The organism is Massilia cavernae, assembly GCF_003590855.1.
GTDB lineage: Bacteria > Pseudomonadota > Gammaproteobacteria > Burkholderiales > Burkholderiaceae_D > Telluria_A > Telluria_A cavernae.
The window spans coordinates 1-15,875 of sequence record NZ_QYUP01000194.1 but is presented as its reverse complement, the minus strand read 5'-3'; the positions used below and the strand labels follow the sequence as shown (position 1 = coordinate 15,875).

General features: G+C 63.6%; 15 protein-coding genes. 6 read left to right on the top strand and 9 right to left on the bottom strand.

Translation table 11 applies throughout. The features are described from left to right. Positions 1-217, bottom strand: a 217-nt coding sequence (locus tag D3872_RS25905; protein ID WP_182915924.1) for a hypothetical protein, incomplete at its 3' end; no start/stop codon positions are given. A 65-nt stretch (positions 218-282) separates the two neighbouring features. Between D3872_RS25905 and pstB the strand changes: the two genes are divergently transcribed. Further along, positions 283-1,095 (top strand): phosphate ABC transporter ATP-binding protein PstB, encoded by an 813-nt coding sequence (pstB, locus tag D3872_RS24255; protein WP_119813167.1) that lies wholly within the window; start codon positions 283-285, stop codon positions 1,093-1,095. 111 nt (positions 1,096-1,206) lie between these two features. Here pstB and D3872_RS24250 read toward each other — a convergent pair whose 3' ends face one another. Genes D3872_RS24250 through D3872_RS24235 form a run of 4 tightly spaced genes read right to left on the bottom strand, consistent with a single transcriptional unit; the run spans position 1,207 to position 6,197 of the window. After that, a complete protein-coding gene (locus tag D3872_RS24250) occupies positions 1,207-1,746 on the bottom strand; it encodes a GNAT family N-acetyltransferase (RefSeq protein WP_119813166.1) in 540 nt (179 codons plus the stop codon). 2 nt (positions 1,747-1,748) lie between these two features. Then, positions 1,749-4,196: an FtsX-like permease family protein gene (locus tag D3872_RS24245; protein WP_119813165.1), complete on the bottom strand. Its 2,448-nt coding sequence runs from the start codon at positions 4,194-4,196 to the stop codon at positions 1,749-1,751. 13 nt (positions 4,197-4,209) lie between these two features. Next, on the bottom strand, positions 4,210-4,926 hold the full coding sequence (locus D3872_RS24240) for an ABC transporter ATP-binding protein (protein ID WP_229459508.1): 717 nt from the start codon (positions 4,924-4,926) through the stop codon (positions 4,210-4,212). Positions 4,927-4,958: 32 nt separating this feature from the next. Continuing rightward, positions 4,959-6,197, bottom strand: coding sequence for an efflux RND transporter periplasmic adaptor subunit (locus D3872_RS24235; RefSeq protein WP_119813163.1), 1,239 nt, complete (start codon positions 6,195-6,197; stop codon positions 4,959-4,961). A gap of 254 nt (positions 6,198-6,451) precedes the next feature. Here D3872_RS24235 and D3872_RS24230 point away from each other — a divergent pair, with 254 nt between their 5' ends. From D3872_RS24230 to D3872_RS24220, 4 genes are all read left to right on the top strand, one after another. After that, the gene (locus tag D3872_RS24230) at positions 6,452-7,789 is read left to right on the top strand and encodes a sigma-54-dependent transcriptional regulator (protein WP_119813162.1); all 1,338 of its coding nucleotides are present in this window, start codon (positions 6,452-6,454) and stop codon (positions 7,787-7,789) included. Then, positions 7,779-9,011 (top strand): sensor histidine kinase, encoded by a 1,233-nt coding sequence (locus tag D3872_RS24225; protein WP_119813161.1) that lies wholly within the window; start codon positions 7,779-7,781, stop codon positions 9,009-9,011. The genes D3872_RS24230 and D3872_RS24225 overlap by 11 nt, the downstream gene beginning before the upstream one ends. A 56-nt stretch (positions 9,012-9,067) precedes the next feature. Beyond that, positions 9,068-9,364 carry a hypothetical protein gene (locus tag D3872_RS26150; RefSeq protein WP_220477001.1) on the top strand — a complete coding sequence of 99 codons (297 nt, stop codon included), beginning with the start codon at positions 9,068-9,070 and terminating at the stop codon, positions 9,362-9,364. 72 nt (positions 9,365-9,436) lie between these two features. Then, positions 9,437-10,129 carry an alpha/beta fold hydrolase gene (locus tag D3872_RS24220; RefSeq protein WP_220477000.1) on the top strand — a complete coding sequence of 231 codons (693 nt, stop codon included), beginning with the start codon at positions 9,437-9,439 and terminating at the stop codon, positions 10,127-10,129. On the opposite strand, the gene D3872_RS24215 is transcribed toward D3872_RS24220, so the two are convergent. Further along, positions 10,130-10,354, bottom strand: a complete 225-nt coding sequence (locus D3872_RS24215; RefSeq protein WP_119813160.1) for a hypothetical protein — start codon at positions 10,352-10,354, stop codon at positions 10,130-10,132. A gap of 329 nt (positions 10,355-10,683) precedes the next feature. On the opposite strand from D3872_RS24215, the gene D3872_RS25405 reads away from it, so the two are divergent. Beyond that, positions 10,684-10,878: a hypothetical protein gene (locus D3872_RS25405; protein WP_147373996.1), complete on the top strand. Its 195-nt coding sequence runs from the start codon at positions 10,684-10,686 to the stop codon at positions 10,876-10,878. Between the two features lie 327 nt (positions 10,879-11,205). Here D3872_RS25405 and arsN2 read toward each other — a convergent pair whose 3' ends face one another. From arsN2 to D3872_RS24200, 3 genes are all read right to left on the bottom strand, one after another. Next, a complete protein-coding gene (arsN2, locus tag D3872_RS24210; protein WP_229459507.1) occupies positions 11,206-11,823 on the bottom strand; it encodes an arsenic resistance N-acetyltransferase ArsN2 in 618 nt (205 codons plus the stop codon). A gap of 118 nt (positions 11,824-11,941) precedes the next feature. Next, positions 11,942-14,434, bottom strand: coding sequence for a TonB-dependent receptor plug domain-containing protein (locus tag D3872_RS24205; protein WP_119813159.1), 2,493 nt, complete (start codon positions 14,432-14,434; stop codon positions 11,942-11,944). Between the two features lie 272 nt (positions 14,435-14,706). Beyond that, the gene (locus D3872_RS24200) at positions 14,707-15,636 is read right to left on the bottom strand and encodes a DUF808 domain-containing protein (RefSeq protein ID WP_119813158.1); all 930 of its coding nucleotides are present in this window, start codon (positions 15,634-15,636) and stop codon (positions 14,707-14,709) included. Positions 15,637-15,875 lie beyond the last annotated feature (239 nt).

Here is a 15,875-nt window from a genome sequence, read left to right as displayed (position 1 = left end):
CAGCGCCCATCATCACGATCGGCGCGCTGACCTTCATCGCATTCCTGCCGCCGGCGCCGTTCAGCGGTGAGCCGTCAGCCGGAATATTCGATTGGTTGTCGTCACCGTTTACCGTGATGCCCATACAGATGTTCAACTGGACTTCCAGACCGGAGGAGGCGTTCCAGACGAACGCGGCAGCGGCAGGTTTCGTATTGGTACTGATGACGTTGTGCATGAATGGCATCGCCATCTGGCTGCGTTACCGCTGGCGGAAAAGTATAAGTTGGTGATAGGACGAAGATGAACAACAAGGCATCGGGACAGGTCGGGACCCGCCCGCTTATTGGAGATGCCCCGAAGGCATCCGTGTTGAATCTGAATTTTCACTACAACACTGGCCTTCACGCGCTGAAGAACCTGAATATGGAAGTCCCGCAGAACCGGGTGACGGCGCTCATCGGGCCATCAGGCTGCGGGAAGTCGACCTTCTTACGCTGTTTCAACCGGATGCATGACCTATATCCGGGCAACCGCTATGAGGGCGAGATTGTTCTGTACCCGGACAATACGAATTTGCTGTCGCCGCAGGTCGACCCGATCGAAGTACGCATGCGCATCGGCATGGTGTTCCAGAAGTCCAATCCGTTTCCGAAGTCGGTGTTCGCGAATGTCGCCTATGGCTTGCGCATTCGCAGAGAGAAGGACCGTCATCTTCTGGAAGAGAAGGTGGAGCGAGCGCTGCGGGAGGCGGCGCTGTGGAATGAAGTGAAGGACCGGCTGGGCTCGCTGGCGAATAACCTGTCAGGGGGGCAACAGCAGCGCCTGTGCATAGCCCGCGCGCTCGCGACCGATCCAGAGATCCTCCTTTTCGACGAACCCACCTCTGCACTTGATCCGATTGCCACTGCCAGTATCGAAGAACTGATCCGACAGCTGAACGCGAAGGTGACGATTCTGATCGTCACGCACAATATGCAGCAGGCAGCGCGCCTATCTGATTTCGTCGCTTATATGTACATGGGGGAGATCATCGAGTTTGGACTTACCGACCAGGTGTTTACGACCCCCGTCAAGAATGAGACGCAAAACTATATTACCGGGCGCTTTGGCTGATGCCGGAACGGCGCGTCAATGACGATTTCATGGCGGGAAATGACTGGCGCCGTCTGATCAATGGAAAGCACTGGTGCTGCTGGTGCCCCGAGTACCTTCAGGCAAGCAGGCTCATTCTCGCGTGACCCGATAAATGTAATGCCAGCGCCTGTCGGCCGGATTGTCCGGCTCCAGCTCCCCTTCCGCTACGCGCGTGAAGCCCGCCCGTTCCAGGGCGCGCCACGAAGCGCGGTTATCCGCCTGCACCGGGACGATGACAGCCGGGGTTTTCAGGTCGTCCTCCCACGTGCACCTGACGAAGGCGGCGATCATCGCAGCGCCAATTCGCCTTCCCAAAGCCTCCGGCGGACCAATCAGATAGTCGATGCTCGTGTAGTCGGCAGGCACTTCAACGATGTGCGCAAGTTCATCCATATAGCGCGGATAGGCGCCGAACCGGTATCGCTGGATAAGTCCGACCGACACCCCGTCGCAGTGAGCGATGAAAACCTCGGCCGGCTCGATCCCATCGATGCACGGCCCGTAGTCCTGTTCGATAGCGTCGGGCGACGGATCGTCGTTCCACCAGCGCGCGACATGAGGCATGGACAGCCAGGCAGCCAACACCGGGAAGTCCGAGCGCGCGATGGGAACGAACGAAAAGGAAGGCATGGCTACACCCGCAGCGCCTCGGCCGGCATCATTCGTATCGCAATCCACGCATGTCGCGCCACCGCCACCAGTGCAATCGCCACTGTCGCAGCCAGCGCAAACAGCATGGTCCAGTACCCGACAGGCGCATGCTCGACGAAGGTAGCCAGGTAGCGCTGTATCGCCACCGCCGCCAGTGGCAACCCGATGGCAGCGGCCACCAGCGTCAACGCGCCAATTTCCCTCAACACCAGTTGCCCGATATCGCGCCTCCGCGCGCCATACAACTTGCGCAGCACGATTTCCTTCGAGCGCCGCTGCACGGTATGCGCCGACAGCACATACGTGCCGAACGCCGCTATCGCCAGCGCGATGCCGGTCGCCACCGCCAGCAGCTTGGCCATTCGCGCATCATCCGCATAATTGATCGCAAGGATGTCGCTGGCACGGTGCGCCTTCATGATCGCATCCGGAAAATGCTTCGACCACACACCCCGGGCAGCGCGTTCAGCGTCAGCCACGGAACCGGCAGCCCGCACGGTCAGGATGGTTCCGGCAGTCGCCAGCTCATATCCCATCGCGCGCGGTGTTTCGCGCAGCGAATGGAACCGTACTTCCGGTGCAATCCCTACAACCCGCTTGTAGACCGGCTTGTTAACGATCCCCGGAAGCACGAGCGTTTGCCCGATCGCATCAGCCGGATTGGCAAAGCCAAGTTCCCGCGCCGCGATGGCGTTGATAACAAGCGGGACCGGATCGTCTTCCTTGTCGATGCGCGAATCGAATAGCCGCCCCGCCTCTGGCTTGATGCGGTACTGCTCGAAGAAAGTCACGCCCACCCATTTCATTTCCGTCGTCGCAGCAGCGCCCCCCGGCCGTTTCAGCTCGCGATGGAACACGCCGTTGTTCCGTCCGACCGCATCTTCAGATATCGCCAGGCCCGACACCGCCCGCTGCGCTGAAAGCTCCACCGCAAAGCTGCGCGCCTTCTCGGGTGCGTTCATCGTTTCAAACGGCAGTTCGACGATCAGTAGGGGCGCCGGATCGAAGCCGGGATACGTCCGCATCGCAAATTCGGTCTGCCAGGCGACGGCAAGCGTAACGCTGGCAAATCCCATCGCCGTCGCAACCTGAACCACCGTCATCGCCCTGCGAAATTGCATGCCGCGCGCGGACTCGGTTCCGGCCCTTCCCGCCAGCGCCGCGCCGGGACGGACCCGCACCGCGATCCATACGGGCCAGGCGGCCGTGACGACGCCGAGCAGCATGCCCATAACCAGCGCCGCGCCGATATTGTCTGCCGTGAGCAAGCCATCCAGATCGCGGTTGACCAGTTCGGAAAACATCGGCAGCGCCAGCCATGCCAGCAACAGACCGACAGCGGTGGCCACCATCGCGACCAGCATCGATTCGGCCAGCAGATGCAACAAGATCTGCCGCACGCTTGCACCCAGCACTTTGCGCATCGCTACTTCGCGCTGGCGGCGCAGCATACGCACCGCCGCCAGGTTTACGTAATTCATTGCGGCCAGCGCCAGGATCAACGCGGCGATCGCGCCCAGCCCGGTCACGACTGCGCGCTTGGCTCGGTCGCCGGCGGCGGCGATGAAGTTGCCCTCCACCTCTTGGTCAAAATAGGCTTCGCGCAGCGGCGACAAGGCAATATCCATGATCTTCCGTTTGCCCAGCCGTTGTTTCACTTCCGGCGCCAGCCTGTGCCAAAGCGGCGCCTTGTCCAGAGCCGCCTGCAAGGCGGCCTCAATGCCCGGCACCGACGCCGTCGACCTCACGCGTACCAGCAGCTTGCCCGGCCACCCTTGCGCGCCCGTCAGCATCTCCTCGCGAAATCCCTTTTCCATTAACACGGAATTCACGCCCAGCAGCACATCGAACGGAATGGTCGTATTCGCGGGCGGCGTGCGCAGCACGGCGCCCACGCGCACCAGCTGGCCCTCGGCCTTCACCGTGCGTCCAACCGCGTTCACCGTGCCGAAAACGCGCAGCGCAGCCTTCTCGCTGATGGCGAAGCTATCCGGCTTGTCCAAGGCAGTGGCCAGGTTCCCCTGCACCGCGTGCAGCCCAAGCATCTCCGCAAAACCGGGAAGCACCGTCAGGCTTTCCACTTGCGACAGCTGGCCGCCCACATTGACCGTAAACCCTGCCCCGTTGGGACGCGATGGCAGGTATCCGGTGGCCGCAACTACGCCGGGCGCTTTCGAAGCCGCGCCCCACAGCAGCAGCGGCGCCTGGTCGTACCACGGCGCCTTCGGATCTAGATTGGCTCGGTGCTTCACCACATAAACATTGCTGGCGTCCGGCACCTGCGCGTTGTACTGCCATGAGTAATGCACAAAGCCGAACAGCAGCAGCGAAGCCGCAAGCCCAACGCCGAGGCCAAGGATCACCACCAGGGAATATGCCGGTTCCTGTACAAGCGTTCGCCAGCCGATACGGAAGTCTTTGAGTGTCATCGATGGCTCCGTATCAAGCGGCTTGCAGCGCGTCGACCAGGATGCGGCCGTCCAGCAGCCGCAGCGTGCGCGAGGCCTGGGCCGCGTGCGTGGGCGAGTGCGTCACCATCACAATCGTCGTCCCCTCCACATTAATCTGCCGCAGGATGCGCATTACTTCATCGCCATGCGCGGTATCGAGGTTACCGGTCGGTTCATCCGCCAGCAGCAGCGCCGGATTCGCCACCAGCGCGCGTGCTATCGCCACCCGCTGCTGCTGTCCACCCGATAGCTGCGACGGCCGATGCTTCGCGCGGTGCGCCACGCCCAGCTTGTCCAGCATCGCGGCCACGCGCTGGCGCCGCTCCTTCGCCGGCACGTCCATGTATTCCAGCGCCAGCTCCACATTCTCGGCAACCGACAATTCCTCGATCAGGTTGAAGCTCTGGAAAATGAAACCGATGCGGCCGCGTCGCAGCTGGTTCAACTGGGCTTCGCTCCAACCGGCCACGTTGCGGCCTTCAAACCAGTACTCGCCGCTGTCCGGCGTATCGAGCAGGCCAAGCATCGACAGCAGCGTCGATTTCCCGCAACCGGACGGCCCGGTAATGGCCACGTACTCGCCCGCATCGATGTCGAGGGTGATGCGGTCGAGCGCCGTGGTGCGCACTTCGCCGCCCTGGTAGGTCTTGCTGACACTCTGGAGCTTTAGCATGCCGATGTAGTGGGGTGATATGGATGTCGGATTCATATTGTGTCATCTCCTGGGTGGTGTTCATTGAACTATTTTGAGAACTGCAAACGGCTTGCCTGGCCGTACTTCGCATACGACGACACGACCACGCGCTCGCCCGGCGCAAGGCCCGACAACACCTCCACCTGGCTGTTGTTGCGGCGGCCGGTACGCACATCGCGCCGCTCAGCGCCATCGTGGCTGACGACAAATACCCACATGCCCCCGCTGTCGTTGACGAAAGCGTCGTTCGGCAAAAGCAGCGCTTCGCTCGATCCGCCAAGCGTGATCGACGCTTCCACGCCCTGGCCCGGGCTGAGCGACTTGGGCTGCCTGTTGTCGAAAGCCAGTTCCACGGCAAACTTCCCATCGCTGATCTGCGGGTAAATGCGGCTGACGGAAACTGGATGCGCCTGTCCTCCGATTGTCGCCATGCCACGCCGGCCGGGCGTAACGCGATTGAGGTAGAACTCGTCCACCTGCGCGGACAGCTTGAACTGCGCCACATCGTCGATGCGGCCAAGGCGCTGGCCGGGCGGCACGGTTTGACCCACCAGTAGCCTGAAGTCGGTGAGACGCCCCGCAACAGGCGCGCGCACCGCCAGCGCTTCCACCGTCGCATTCACCAACTGCATGCCTGCTTCCAGGCGCGCGATGGCCTGCTCCATCTGCCGGATGGCGTCGCGCTGGGTAGCGCTTTCGATGGCGTCGCTGGCCTTTTCGGTGTCGAGCGAGTCGCGCTGCTGTGCGAGCCGGTCCGCCGTCTCTTCCAGTACCGTCGCCGATACAAAGCCCTTCTGCGCGAGTGCCACATTGCGCGCGTGCTGCTTCTCCGCCTGCATCAGCGCGAACGCAAGGTCAGACCCGCGCCGTTGGCGCGCCGTGCGGCTCGCCTCCAGCGCCACGCGCAGGTTGGTCATGTTGGAAATCTGCTGGGCGTGCTCCGCTTCGCGCGCCAGCAGTTCCAGCCGTCGCTGCGGGTTCGACAGGCGGAACAACACTTCACCGCGCTGCACCAACGCGCCGTCGCGCGCGAATACTTCTTCCACGCGGCCCGATTCCACCGCATCGAGCATCACCGAGTGCAGCGGGGCGGCCGTCGCGCGCAGCGCCACGTCATCGCGGAACAAGCCCCGCTCTACGGTCGCGATGCGTACTTCCGCAAGCGGTACCTGCAATCCGCGCGGCGCCAGCTGCCACAACAGCGCCGCAAGCACTGCCACCGCCGCCGCAATGCCCGCCGCGATAGCGCTGCGGCGATAACGGCGGGGCCGGACAGGTCGATCCATCGCGGCGCCGGTAGGCCTGTCCTCTGGTTTTGCAAAGTGAAGCGTCATCGATAAAGCCGTGGAATGTGTGGAGTCACACGGTTATCCGCAACTTCCATGCCACCCAGTTTTCGAGGGCTGGGCAGGCAAGCTTGTCCGGAAGCGGACGACAAGGGTGTTCGCTTCCGGACAGTTCTGTGCAGACGAAGCGATTTCATTGCTGGCCTCAAGAAGCTGCTGCTAGAATCGGCCCACCTCATCCCATCGGTCCCCCAATGTCCTGCAACCCAGCGCAGATCCTGATCCTCGACGACGATGCCGACGTTGCCTATGCGGCCAAGCTGCTGCTGCGCCGCGCGGGACAAGTCAGGACGCTGGCCGACCCACGCCAGCTGGCGCGCTGCCTGCAGGACGGCGACCCCGATGTCGTCCTGCTCGACTTCAATTTCACGCCCGGCCGCACCGACGGCGCCGAGGGGCTCAGGGTGCTGGACCAGCTGCAGGCCCTGCCCAGGCCTCCGGCAGTGATCGCGATGACCGCCTACGCCGACGTCCCGCTTGCGGTGGCGGCCATGAAACGCGGCGCCTGCGACTTCATCACCAAGCCTTGGGATAACGTCCGCCTCGTGGCCGCAGTCGATGGCGCACTGGCACGCCGCGCCACAGTGGCGCCGCAGGTAGCCGGCGAAGGGCTGAAGGGAAGCTCCGCCGCCATGCGCAGCCTGCGCGCCTTCATCGCCAGCGTCGGCCCCACCGAAGCCAACGTGATGGTGCTGGGCGAAAATGGCGTCGGCAAGGAACTGGTGGCGCGTGCGATCCACCAGGCTTCGCGCCGCGCTGGCGGCAACTTCCTCCCAGTGGACATGGGCAGCCTGCCGGAAGCGACGCTCGAAAGCGAATTGTTCGGCCACCGCAAAGGCTCGTTCACCGATGCCCGCAACGACCGCGCCGGCCGGTTCCAGTCGGCGTCCGGCGGGACGCTGTTCCTCGATGAAATCGGCAACCTGCCGCTCGCCGCGCAATCGAAGCTGCTGACGGCACTGGAGCGGCGCGAAGTCACTCCCCTTGGCGCGGACCGTCCCGAAACCATCGACGTGCGCATCGTCAGCGCCACCAATCTCGATGAAGCCAGGCTTTACGATCCGGCCGTGTTCCGGCCCGACCTGCTGTTCCGCCTGAATACGATCGTGATCCGTGTGCCGCCATTGCGCGAGCGCGCAGGAGACATTCCCGAGCTGCTGCGACACTACCTGGTTCACTACGAAGCCCAGTATGGCAAGCAGGCGCGCACCGTCGCACCCGCCGCCTTCGACGCCCTGTGCGCGCATTGCTGGACCGGCAACGTGCGCTCGCTGAGGCATGCCTGCGAGCGCGCGGTGATCCTGTCTGAATCAGATATGTACAGCCTCGCCGATTTCGGCCTGCACGCCGGCTCGCCGACGGTCCCGGCTTCGGCAAGTAGCGCCATCGACGCCCGCAAGCTCGATGAACTTGAGCGCGACGCCATCGCCGCCGCACTGGAACAGGTAAAGGGCAACATCAGCCGCGCCTCCAGTCTGCTCGGCATCAGCCGCGCCGCCCTGTACCGAAAGCTCGACAAGCATGGCCTCTGATCCCCAGCGCCTTGTCGTAGCCGGCTCGGTGCTGCTTGCCGGCGCAGCCCTGTTTGCGGGCGTGAGCTACGATGCCGGCGGCGCGCTGGCATTGGCGGGAAGCGGGCTCGCGGCACTGATGTCCGTCGTACTGATCCGCCACGGCACCACGGCCCTCATCGATGCGGCGCGCGTACTGCCCGTCGAAGTGCCGGTGGGGATTCCTCACGACCGGCAGCAACTCGCCGCCACGGTCCTCGCGCTCGAATCGCAGCTCGAACATGCGCCGATCGCGCTGTTCAGCGTCATCCCGTCGCACACCAACAGCGTCGAGCCGGTTAACGCCAGTGCGCGCCGCTTGCTGGCGCCAGGTCGCGCATCGGACGCCGAAGCACTCCGTAATACGCTGGCGGCATTGGCGGCCGGCCAGCGCAGCGTCATCGAATTCGACACCGAGCGCGGCGCCGAACGCGCGCTCGCATCGGCGGCATCGATCACGGTCGAAGGCACGCCGCAACGCCTGGTCGCGCTGATGCCGGTGGAGAACGAGCTCGCGGCAGAGGCCATGCATGCGTGGCAAAAGCTGGTGCACGTGCTGACCCACGAAATCATGAACTCGCTGACGCCGGTTGCCTCGCTGTCGCACACTTCGCGCGAACTGCTAGCCGGCGTCCGTCCCACGCTGCCTTCCGAACTGGCGGACGATCTCGACCTCGCGCTGGACGCGATCAGCCGCCGCGCCGACAGCCTTGCCCATTTCGTCGGCGGCTACCGCGCGCTGGCCAGCGTGCCTGAAGCCCGCCCGCAGCGCGTCGCCGTCGCCGCGTTGTTCGCCCGGCTGTCGGCCCTGGTGGCGCCATCGTGGCAGGCGCGCGGCGGCCTTTGCGTGTTTTCCGTCGAACCCGCATCGCTCGAACTGATGGCCGACCCCGGCCAGCTGGAACAGGCCATCGTCAACCTGCTCAAGAACGCGGAAGAAGCCACCGGCGGCCTCGCGGCGCCCGAAGTACACGTCAGCGCGAAGTTCGCGCGCGGCGGGCGGCTCCGCTTCGAAGTCTGCGACAACGGCCCCGGTGTGCCGGATGACGTCATCGCCGACATCTTCACGCCCTTCTTTTCGACCCGTAAGCGGGGCAGCGGCATTGGCCTTGCCATGGTGCGGCAACTTGTGCACAGGAACGGCGGCGCTGTGCGATACGCCAAGTCTGTTGGCGGAGGTGCACGCTTCGTCGTCACTTTTTGAGGGCAGGTAAATTGACAGTATTATAGTTAAAAGTATAACTTTTCAGAAAGCCGCCAATGCACCGAACTGCTCGCTCCTGGCTTTTGTCCACACTTGTGGCGTTCGCGCTTCCCGCGCTGGCCGTCGAGCCTGTCCCGGTCGCCACGCATGACTGCGTAAAGGCCAGCGGCAGCAAGGTTGGCGACGAAGGCTTCGTTCCGATCGGTGGCATCGAGCAGTGGATCACGGTCAGCGGCGCCAACTGCAACAATCCCATCATCCTGTTCATCCACGGCGGTCCCGGCAACCCGCTCAGTCCCTACGCGCACAATGTCTACGGCGCATGGGAAAAGGATTTCACCCTGGTGCAGTGAGACCAGCGCGGCGCCGGCTTCACCTTCGGGCGCAATCCCGGCGCGGCCGATTCGCCGCTGCTGCTCGAACAGATGACTCGCGACGGCATCGAAGTCGCCGAATACGTCGCCAAACGCTTCGGCCAGAAAAGCGTGATCCTGATGGGCAGTTCGTGGGGTTCGGTACTCGCGGTGCACATGGCCAAGGCGCGGCCGGGCTTGTTCACGGCCTACGTGGGCACCAGTCAACTGCTCAGCTATCGCGACAACAGCCAGGGCAGCTACCGCGGCATCCTGGCCGCCGCGCGCGCCGCCGGCGACAGCAAGACGGTGGCTGCGCTGGAAGCGCTGGGCACGCCGCCCTGGACAAATCCGCGCAACTTCGGCATCGCGCGCCGGGCCAGCCGCATCTACGAGGGCAAGGCGACGACGCCTGCTCCCAAGTCATGGTGGACTCCGGCACCCGGGTACGACACGCCGAAGGCGGCGGCCGATTACGAAGCGGGCGAAGATTACTCGTATATCCAGTTTGTTGGCATGCAGGGCGACGGCATCTATTCCAAAGTCGACCTGCCGGCCTTGGGCATGAGGTTCGACCTGCCGGTCTACATCATCCAGGGCGAGCAAGACCTGGTCACGATTCCGGCGGTGACCAAACCGTGGTTCGATGCGCTGTCGGCGCCGCGCAAGGAATATGTGCTGCTGCCGCAAGTCGGCCACGACCCCAATATCGCGATGGTCGATGCCCAGTACAAGATAGTGAAAACACTGGCCCGGCCGCGCTGATCAAGCCGGCTTCGGCCCGCGCCTGGTGCGCCGCGCATCGAACAGCACGCTGCGGCGCAGGCGCACCCCGCTCGAGCGGATGCCGCTCACCACGCCCCATGCGGCCGCCCAGCGCCTGGCGCGCTCCTGATCCTGCGGCGACTCGGAACGGATGGCCCGGCCGATTGCTTCGGCCGTGCGGTGCATGGTGTATGCCTTGCGCTCTTCTTTGGGACGGTGATTCATAGAAAACCCGGTTACTGACAGCTCATGGAACCACACTAGCTGCCGAGGCACGACGTGGACTGTGCGTCAACGAACCGTTCCAGCCTTCCGTACAGCTTATTTGCCGTGTTCATGCGAAAGCGCAATGAAACTAGATATTTGAGCAATGATTCGGAGTAAGTTGCACCACGAAAAGTGTAAATTTCAAATTGCGTACGAATTAACAACAAATGGCTGTATGCGCGCACAGTGGTCATGTCCAGTTCGCCTTCTAAAATACGCAACTGTGAAAATTTTGTAACCAACTGGGCACCATGTCAGTCGATCGTCAACAACGTAAGAGCTACGGCATGCTTCGAATGAGCCGTGCGATCAACCGCGCCATGGTCGCCGCCACGCCCGGAGAGCAGGAAAGGGCGAGTCGCTGGGTCGCCGCCTGGGGAATGATTGGTGGGATTCGCTCAGGCAACGTCCGCCTGCGCGACCCGGAACTGCTCACGGTCGATCCCGCACAACGCCATCCCGAATCGGCGCCGGCCGATTAAGCGCGGCGGGCGCGTAACAGGCGCTGGCTATCCAACCAGCTTTGGCTTGACATCCTCCCCTTCGTGAACGGAAGGGGATTCCCACTGCTGGCGTCTGATGCCCAGACGGAAGCCGGACTGAAACGAGCCCAGCTTCTCATTCAATCCGCAGGATATCTTTCGACCTCGCCGATGGCGACTGCGGATTGGAAAAAGCGGTACTGGTGAGTCATGCCCCAGCGCGTAATCGCATACTGAAGCACTTATAGAGTTTGACCGTGGACCAACACCAAAGTTCAAAACATTTTTTCACTTGGACGGCTGCGGGCGCTACGCGCCCGGCTCCTTTCACTCCCTGCCCTGAAGAACAGGGTTTCCTGGAGCAATTCTGATGAGCGCCACCAGGTCCTTTTCCATGCATGCGGCACTGGCCGGGCACAGCTCGGAAAATTGCGCGCTGTGCGTCAGCGGCTCCGGAACGGCGTCGCGCTCGATCAGCCGGTAGCCGTGGTCCTCGAAGAAGCCCGACGCGCTGGTGGTCAGCAGGAACAGCCGCGACACGCCGGACTGCGCCGCGCGCGCCTCGATCGCTTCCACCAGGTGGCGTCCTTGCCCCACGCCACGGCGCGAGGCGTCCACCGCCAGCGAGCGCAACAGCGCATCGCTGCCGTAGCGCTCGATGCCCACGCAGCCGACGATGTCGTCGTCCTTCACCAGCACCACGAAATCGGCCAGGTGCGCCGCGCCGATGTCGGACGAAGGCAGGCCCGCGTCGGTGAGGATTTGCCGGATGGCTGGAAGGTCGTCCTGTTTTGCTTGTCGAATAGTTGCCATTGAATTCTCCTTGTCGGCGCGCTGCAGCGCCATGCCAATTCTCGGCCAGGAAGCGGGCGCTGCGTTGACCGTGGCGCAATCGGCGGCATTGTTCTGGTAGCGCCCGTCGGTCTGATACCTCAAGTTTCGCATAGGTCCATACTCCCGGGGGACGAAAACGGGGCAAGTGTGGCGGCGCTGGGGGAAGGGAAATGTGGTGCGGAGGAAAAAGCAGGGGTGGATGCCGTTGCGGCTATCCACCCCTGCTTCGTTAGAAGCTATACGCCGCGCGGACGTAGATGAAGCGGCCCGAACGGCCGTAAGGCGCGAAGTTCGAGAACGGCGCATTGCCGGTCGTGTTCAGCGCCGGCGGCAGCGAAGCCGGGTACTCGTCGAACACGTTGTCGGCGCCGATCGCCAGGTTCAGCTGCCTGGTGACTGCGTAGCGGGCCTCGAGGTCGACCACGGTTTGCGGATCGAGCACGAAGTCCAGCGGCGCGCTGGTGCCAGGCGCCAGCACCTTGCCGTAGCGGGTGGCGCGGAAGGTGGCGCCCCACTGGCCCAGCTTCCAGTTCAGGTTGGCGTTGAACTTGTTCTTCGGCTGGCCCTGCTCCAGCGACAGCACGTTGATGCGGTCGAACAGCACCGGCGCCGGGTTCAGCGCGGCCAGCTGGGCGGTGACGGGCACCTTGGTCACTTCGGTATCGCTGAAGTTGGCCGCCAGCGTCAGGTCGAACTTGCCGCTGTCGCCGGCGTTCCACGGCATGCTCATCACCACATCAACGCCGCGGGTGGTGGTGTCGACGCCGTTGATGAAGAAGCGCCCGCCGCCCACGCCGATGAAGCCGCGCGAGGTGATGAAGTTGCGCACGGCGGCCGAGGTCAGGTTTTCCGACAGGATGATGCGGTCTTCGATGTCGATGCGGTAGGCGTCGACCGTCACGCTCATCCCGCCCAGGCGCATGATGCCGCCCAGCGAGACGTTGGTCGACTTCTCGGCATCGAGCGGCTTGGCGCCGAGCGCGATCGCGACCGGGTCGTTTGGCTTGAAGGTCGTGATCTCGTACGGAATGCCGTCGATGAAGTTGGTCGAGGTGGTGGTGAAGTTCTGCTGCTGCGGCGACGGCGCGCGGAAGCCGTTCTGTGCCGAAGCGCGCAAGGCAAACGACTTGTTGAAGTCGTAGCGCAGCGCCAGCTTGCCGGTCAGGCTGTCGCCGAAGTCGGAATAGTGCTCGGCGCGCACCGCGACCGAGGCCAGCAGTTCCTTGGTCAGGTTGGCCTCGACGTCGGCGAACGCGCCGATGGCGGTGCGGTGGGTGTTGCTCGCGTTGGCTGGACGGAAGCCAGGGAATACCTGGGCGCCCGGAGGCGCCGGCAGGCCGCTCGGCAGCACCACGCCGCCGTAGCGGTAGGAGTCTGGCTCGCCGGCAAACAGCTTGTAGCCTTCGCGCCGCGCTTCGGCGCCGACCGCCACGTTCACTGGCGACGCCAGCGATGCCATGTCCACGCTGCGCACGCCGGTCAGGTTCAGCACCAGCTGGTCGTACGAGAAACCGCCCGCGTCGAACTCGGTCTTGCTGTTCGGGCCGATCGAACGGTTCAGCGTGTTTTCGATGGTGAACGCCATCTTGTTCTTGCCGTAGCCGAGCGAGGTATCCATCGCCCAGTCGCCAGCCATCCAGCTGACGCCGGCGGTGGCGCTGTAGTCGTCCACGGTCGGCGCGATGATCGGCAGGAAGCCATTCGGGTAGATCGAGATGATGTTCTGGTCCTGGATCGCGCGCCGGAAGAAGCCGGCCGAGCGCGCATCGCGGTTCTGGTAGCTGGCCCAGCCATAGATCCTGGCGCCGCCGCCGAGGTTGTTGCCGGCGTTGGCGAACAAGGTCGCCTGGGTCATTTCCGGCTCGCCGTACCAGGCGTTGAAGCGGTCGATGGTCGCTTCGCGCGGATCGAATCTGCCGTTCACCAGCGGATACTGCTGGCGCATGTCGTAGCCGCCGCGTTCGGTGCGTTTCTGGTCCTTGTACTCGGCAGCCAGGGTCAGGAAGCCGCTCTCGCCTATCGCCAGGCCCTTCCAGATGCCGACGGTGGCGGTTTCGCCGTCGTTGCGCTTGCGCGAGTTCTTCGCGCTCCAGGTGGCGCCCGCTGGCGCGGCGCTGGTCAGGATGTCGTAGTCGGTGTCGCGCTCGCCGTAGGTGACGGTCGCTTCGCCGCCGGTGCGGTCGGTGCGAAGGCGCACGTTGACCACGCCCGAAATCGCATCCGAGCCGTACTGGGCGGCCGCGCCGTCGCGCAGCACTTCAATGGTCTTGACGATCGAAGTGGGAATCGTGTTCATGTCGACCGCCGCCGAGCCGCGCCCGATGGTGCCGTTGACGTTGACAAGCGAGGACGCATGGCGGCGCTTGGAGTTGACCAGCACCAGCGTCTGGTCCGGCGCCATGCCGCGCAGGGTGGCCGGGCGGATGGTGTCGGTGCCGTCGGCCAGGCCGGGGCGCGGGAAATTCAGCGAAGGCAGCGCGACCGACAGCGCCTGGTTCATCTCGGTGGTGCCGGTGTTCTTCAGGGTTTCGGCGGAAATGACGTCGACCGGGGCGGCGGTGTCGAGAGCGGTGCGGGTGGCAACCCTGGTACCGGTGACGACGACGGTGGCGGTGGCAGTGTCGTCGGCGGTAACGACCTGGGCGGTCGCTGCGCCGCTGGCGAACAGCGACGCGATGGTCAGGGCGAGAATGTGTTTCTTGGGTACGATTGTTCCATGCATTGTTTTTATTCCTCGTTGATGAGTGACGCGAACAACTGTGACAGGGCATACCTCCCGTGCAAAGCGAGGCTGTAGTGCTAAATCCCGGCTTGATATTCGTACTTACATGCAACTATGTCAATTCGACAGCACCAAATTTGACGCAGATAACAACAGTAAATATTTTCTAGTCAGTTTCGCGTAAGCATGGACAGTCGCCGCAAATGAAAAGCGGCGCCCAAACGGCGCCGCCCAAAGACCTTCAAAAGCGGGGCATCGCGCCCCGCCCCGCCTCAAGCCTTGCGCTTGAAGGCCTTCTGCACAACCGTCACCAACAGCAGCACCACGGCGCCCGCGATCACGCCCGCCACCAGGTCGATCAACGTTGGCGTTAACGCCTTCAGTACCACGCCCACTCCCGGCACGGTTCCAGCAGCCACCGCCGCGCCCTCGACCATCGCCGCCAGCGAATGCACACCATGCATCAGGATGCTGCCGCCCACCATGAACATCGCGGCGGTACCCAGCACCGACAGCGACTTCATCAGCTTGGGCGCGACCCACAGCAGCCCGTTGCCGACCGCCCGCGCCGCCCCATTGGCAAGCCGGCTCAGGTAGAGGCCGGCGTCATCCATCTTGACGATGCCCGCCACCAGCCCGTACACGCCAACCGTCATCACCAGCGCGATGGTCACCAGCACCATCAGCTGCTGGGTGAACGGCTGCAGCGCCACGGTGCCGAGCGAGATCACGATGATTTCGGCCGACAGGATGAAGTCGGTGCGGATCGCGCCTTTGATCTTTTCCTTTTCCAGCGCCACCATGTCCACCGACGGGTCGGTCAGCGCATCGCGCAGTTCCTGGTGGTGGGCTTCGTCCTCGGCCTCGCTGTGCAGCAGCTTGTGCGCCACTTTCTCGAAACCCTCATAGCAAAGGAAGGCGCCGCCGATCATGAGGAGCGGCGTCACCGCCCACGGCGCCAGCGCGCTGATCGCCAGCGCGGCCGGCACCAGGATCGCCTTGTTGACCATCGACCCCATCGCCACGGCCCACACCACCGGCAGTTCACGGTCCGGATTCACCCCCGACACCTGCTGCGCATTGAGCGCCAGGTCGTCGCCCAGCACGCCGGCCGTCTTCTTGGCGGCCACTTTGCTCATGACGGTGACGTCGTCAAGAATGGTCGCGATATCGTCGAGTAAGGCCAGCAAGCTACTTGCCATGGGGGCTGCTCCATATAGTGTCGAAAACACGCATCTTAACTTACTGTTCAGCCAGCCCCACATGTAAAAACACGCGTTTTTTTGCAGTTCAACCTGCAAATAATGCATCTCGTCGCTTTCCGGCAGCCTTCCGGCTCCTCCGTACGTATATTTGTATCCAACCAAAAGCTGCCGACATTTCCACTGGAGGAGTTCCATGAAAACCGAATACGATTTCTCGACCACCGCGCCCGGACACG

What these genes read in the sequence shown, in the direction of transcription:
- D3872_RS24240 (WP_229459508.1), bottom strand. Translation starts at nt 4,926, where the DNA reads ATGAATCCGACATCCATATCACCCCACTACATCGGCATGCTAAAGCTC.
- D3872_RS24230 (WP_119813162.1), top strand. Translation starts at nt 6,452, where the DNA reads ATGTCCTGCAACCCAGCGCAGATCCTGATCCTCGACGACGATGCCGAC.
- D3872_RS26150 (WP_220477001.1), top strand. Translation starts at nt 9,068, where the DNA reads ATGCACCGAACTGCTCGCTCCTGGCTTTTGTCCACACTTGTGGCGTTC.
- pstB (WP_119813167.1), top strand. Translation starts at nt 283, where the DNA reads ATGAACAACAAGGCATCGGGACAGGTCGGGACCCGCCCGCTTATTGGA.
- D3872_RS25405 (WP_147373996.1), top strand. Translation starts at nt 10,684, where the DNA reads ATGCTTCGAATGAGCCGTGCGATCAACCGCGCCATGGTCGCCGCCACG.
- D3872_RS24235 (WP_119813163.1), bottom strand. Translation starts at nt 6,197, where the DNA reads ATGGATCGACCTGTCCGGCCCCGCCGTTATCGCCGCAGCGCTATCGCG.
- arsN2 (WP_229459507.1), bottom strand. Translation starts at nt 11,823, where the DNA reads ATGCGAAACTTGAGGTATCAGACCGACGGGCGCTACCAGAACAATGCC.
- D3872_RS24205 (WP_119813159.1), bottom strand. Translation starts at nt 14,434, where the DNA reads ATGCATGGAACAATCGTACCCAAGAAACACATTCTCGCCCTGACCATC.
- D3872_RS24225 (WP_119813161.1), top strand. Translation starts at nt 7,779, where the DNA reads ATGGCCTCTGATCCCCAGCGCCTTGTCGTAGCCGGCTCGGTGCTGCTT.
- D3872_RS24200 (WP_119813158.1), bottom strand. Translation starts at nt 15,636, where the DNA reads ATGGCAAGTAGCTTGCTGGCCTTACTCGACGATATCGCGACCATTCTT.
- D3872_RS24250 (WP_119813166.1), bottom strand. Translation starts at nt 1,746, where the DNA reads ATGCCTTCCTTTTCGTTCGTTCCCATCGCGCGCTCGGACTTCCCGGTG.
- D3872_RS24245 (WP_119813165.1), bottom strand. Translation starts at nt 4,196, where the DNA reads ATGACACTCAAAGACTTCCGTATCGGCTGGCGAACGCTTGTACAGGAA.
- D3872_RS24220 (WP_220477000.1), top strand. Translation starts at nt 9,437, where the DNA reads ATGACTCGCGACGGCATCGAAGTCGCCGAATACGTCGCCAAACGCTTC.
- D3872_RS24215 (WP_119813160.1), bottom strand. Translation starts at nt 10,354, where the DNA reads ATGAATCACCGTCCCAAAGAAGAGCGCAAGGCATACACCATGCACCGC.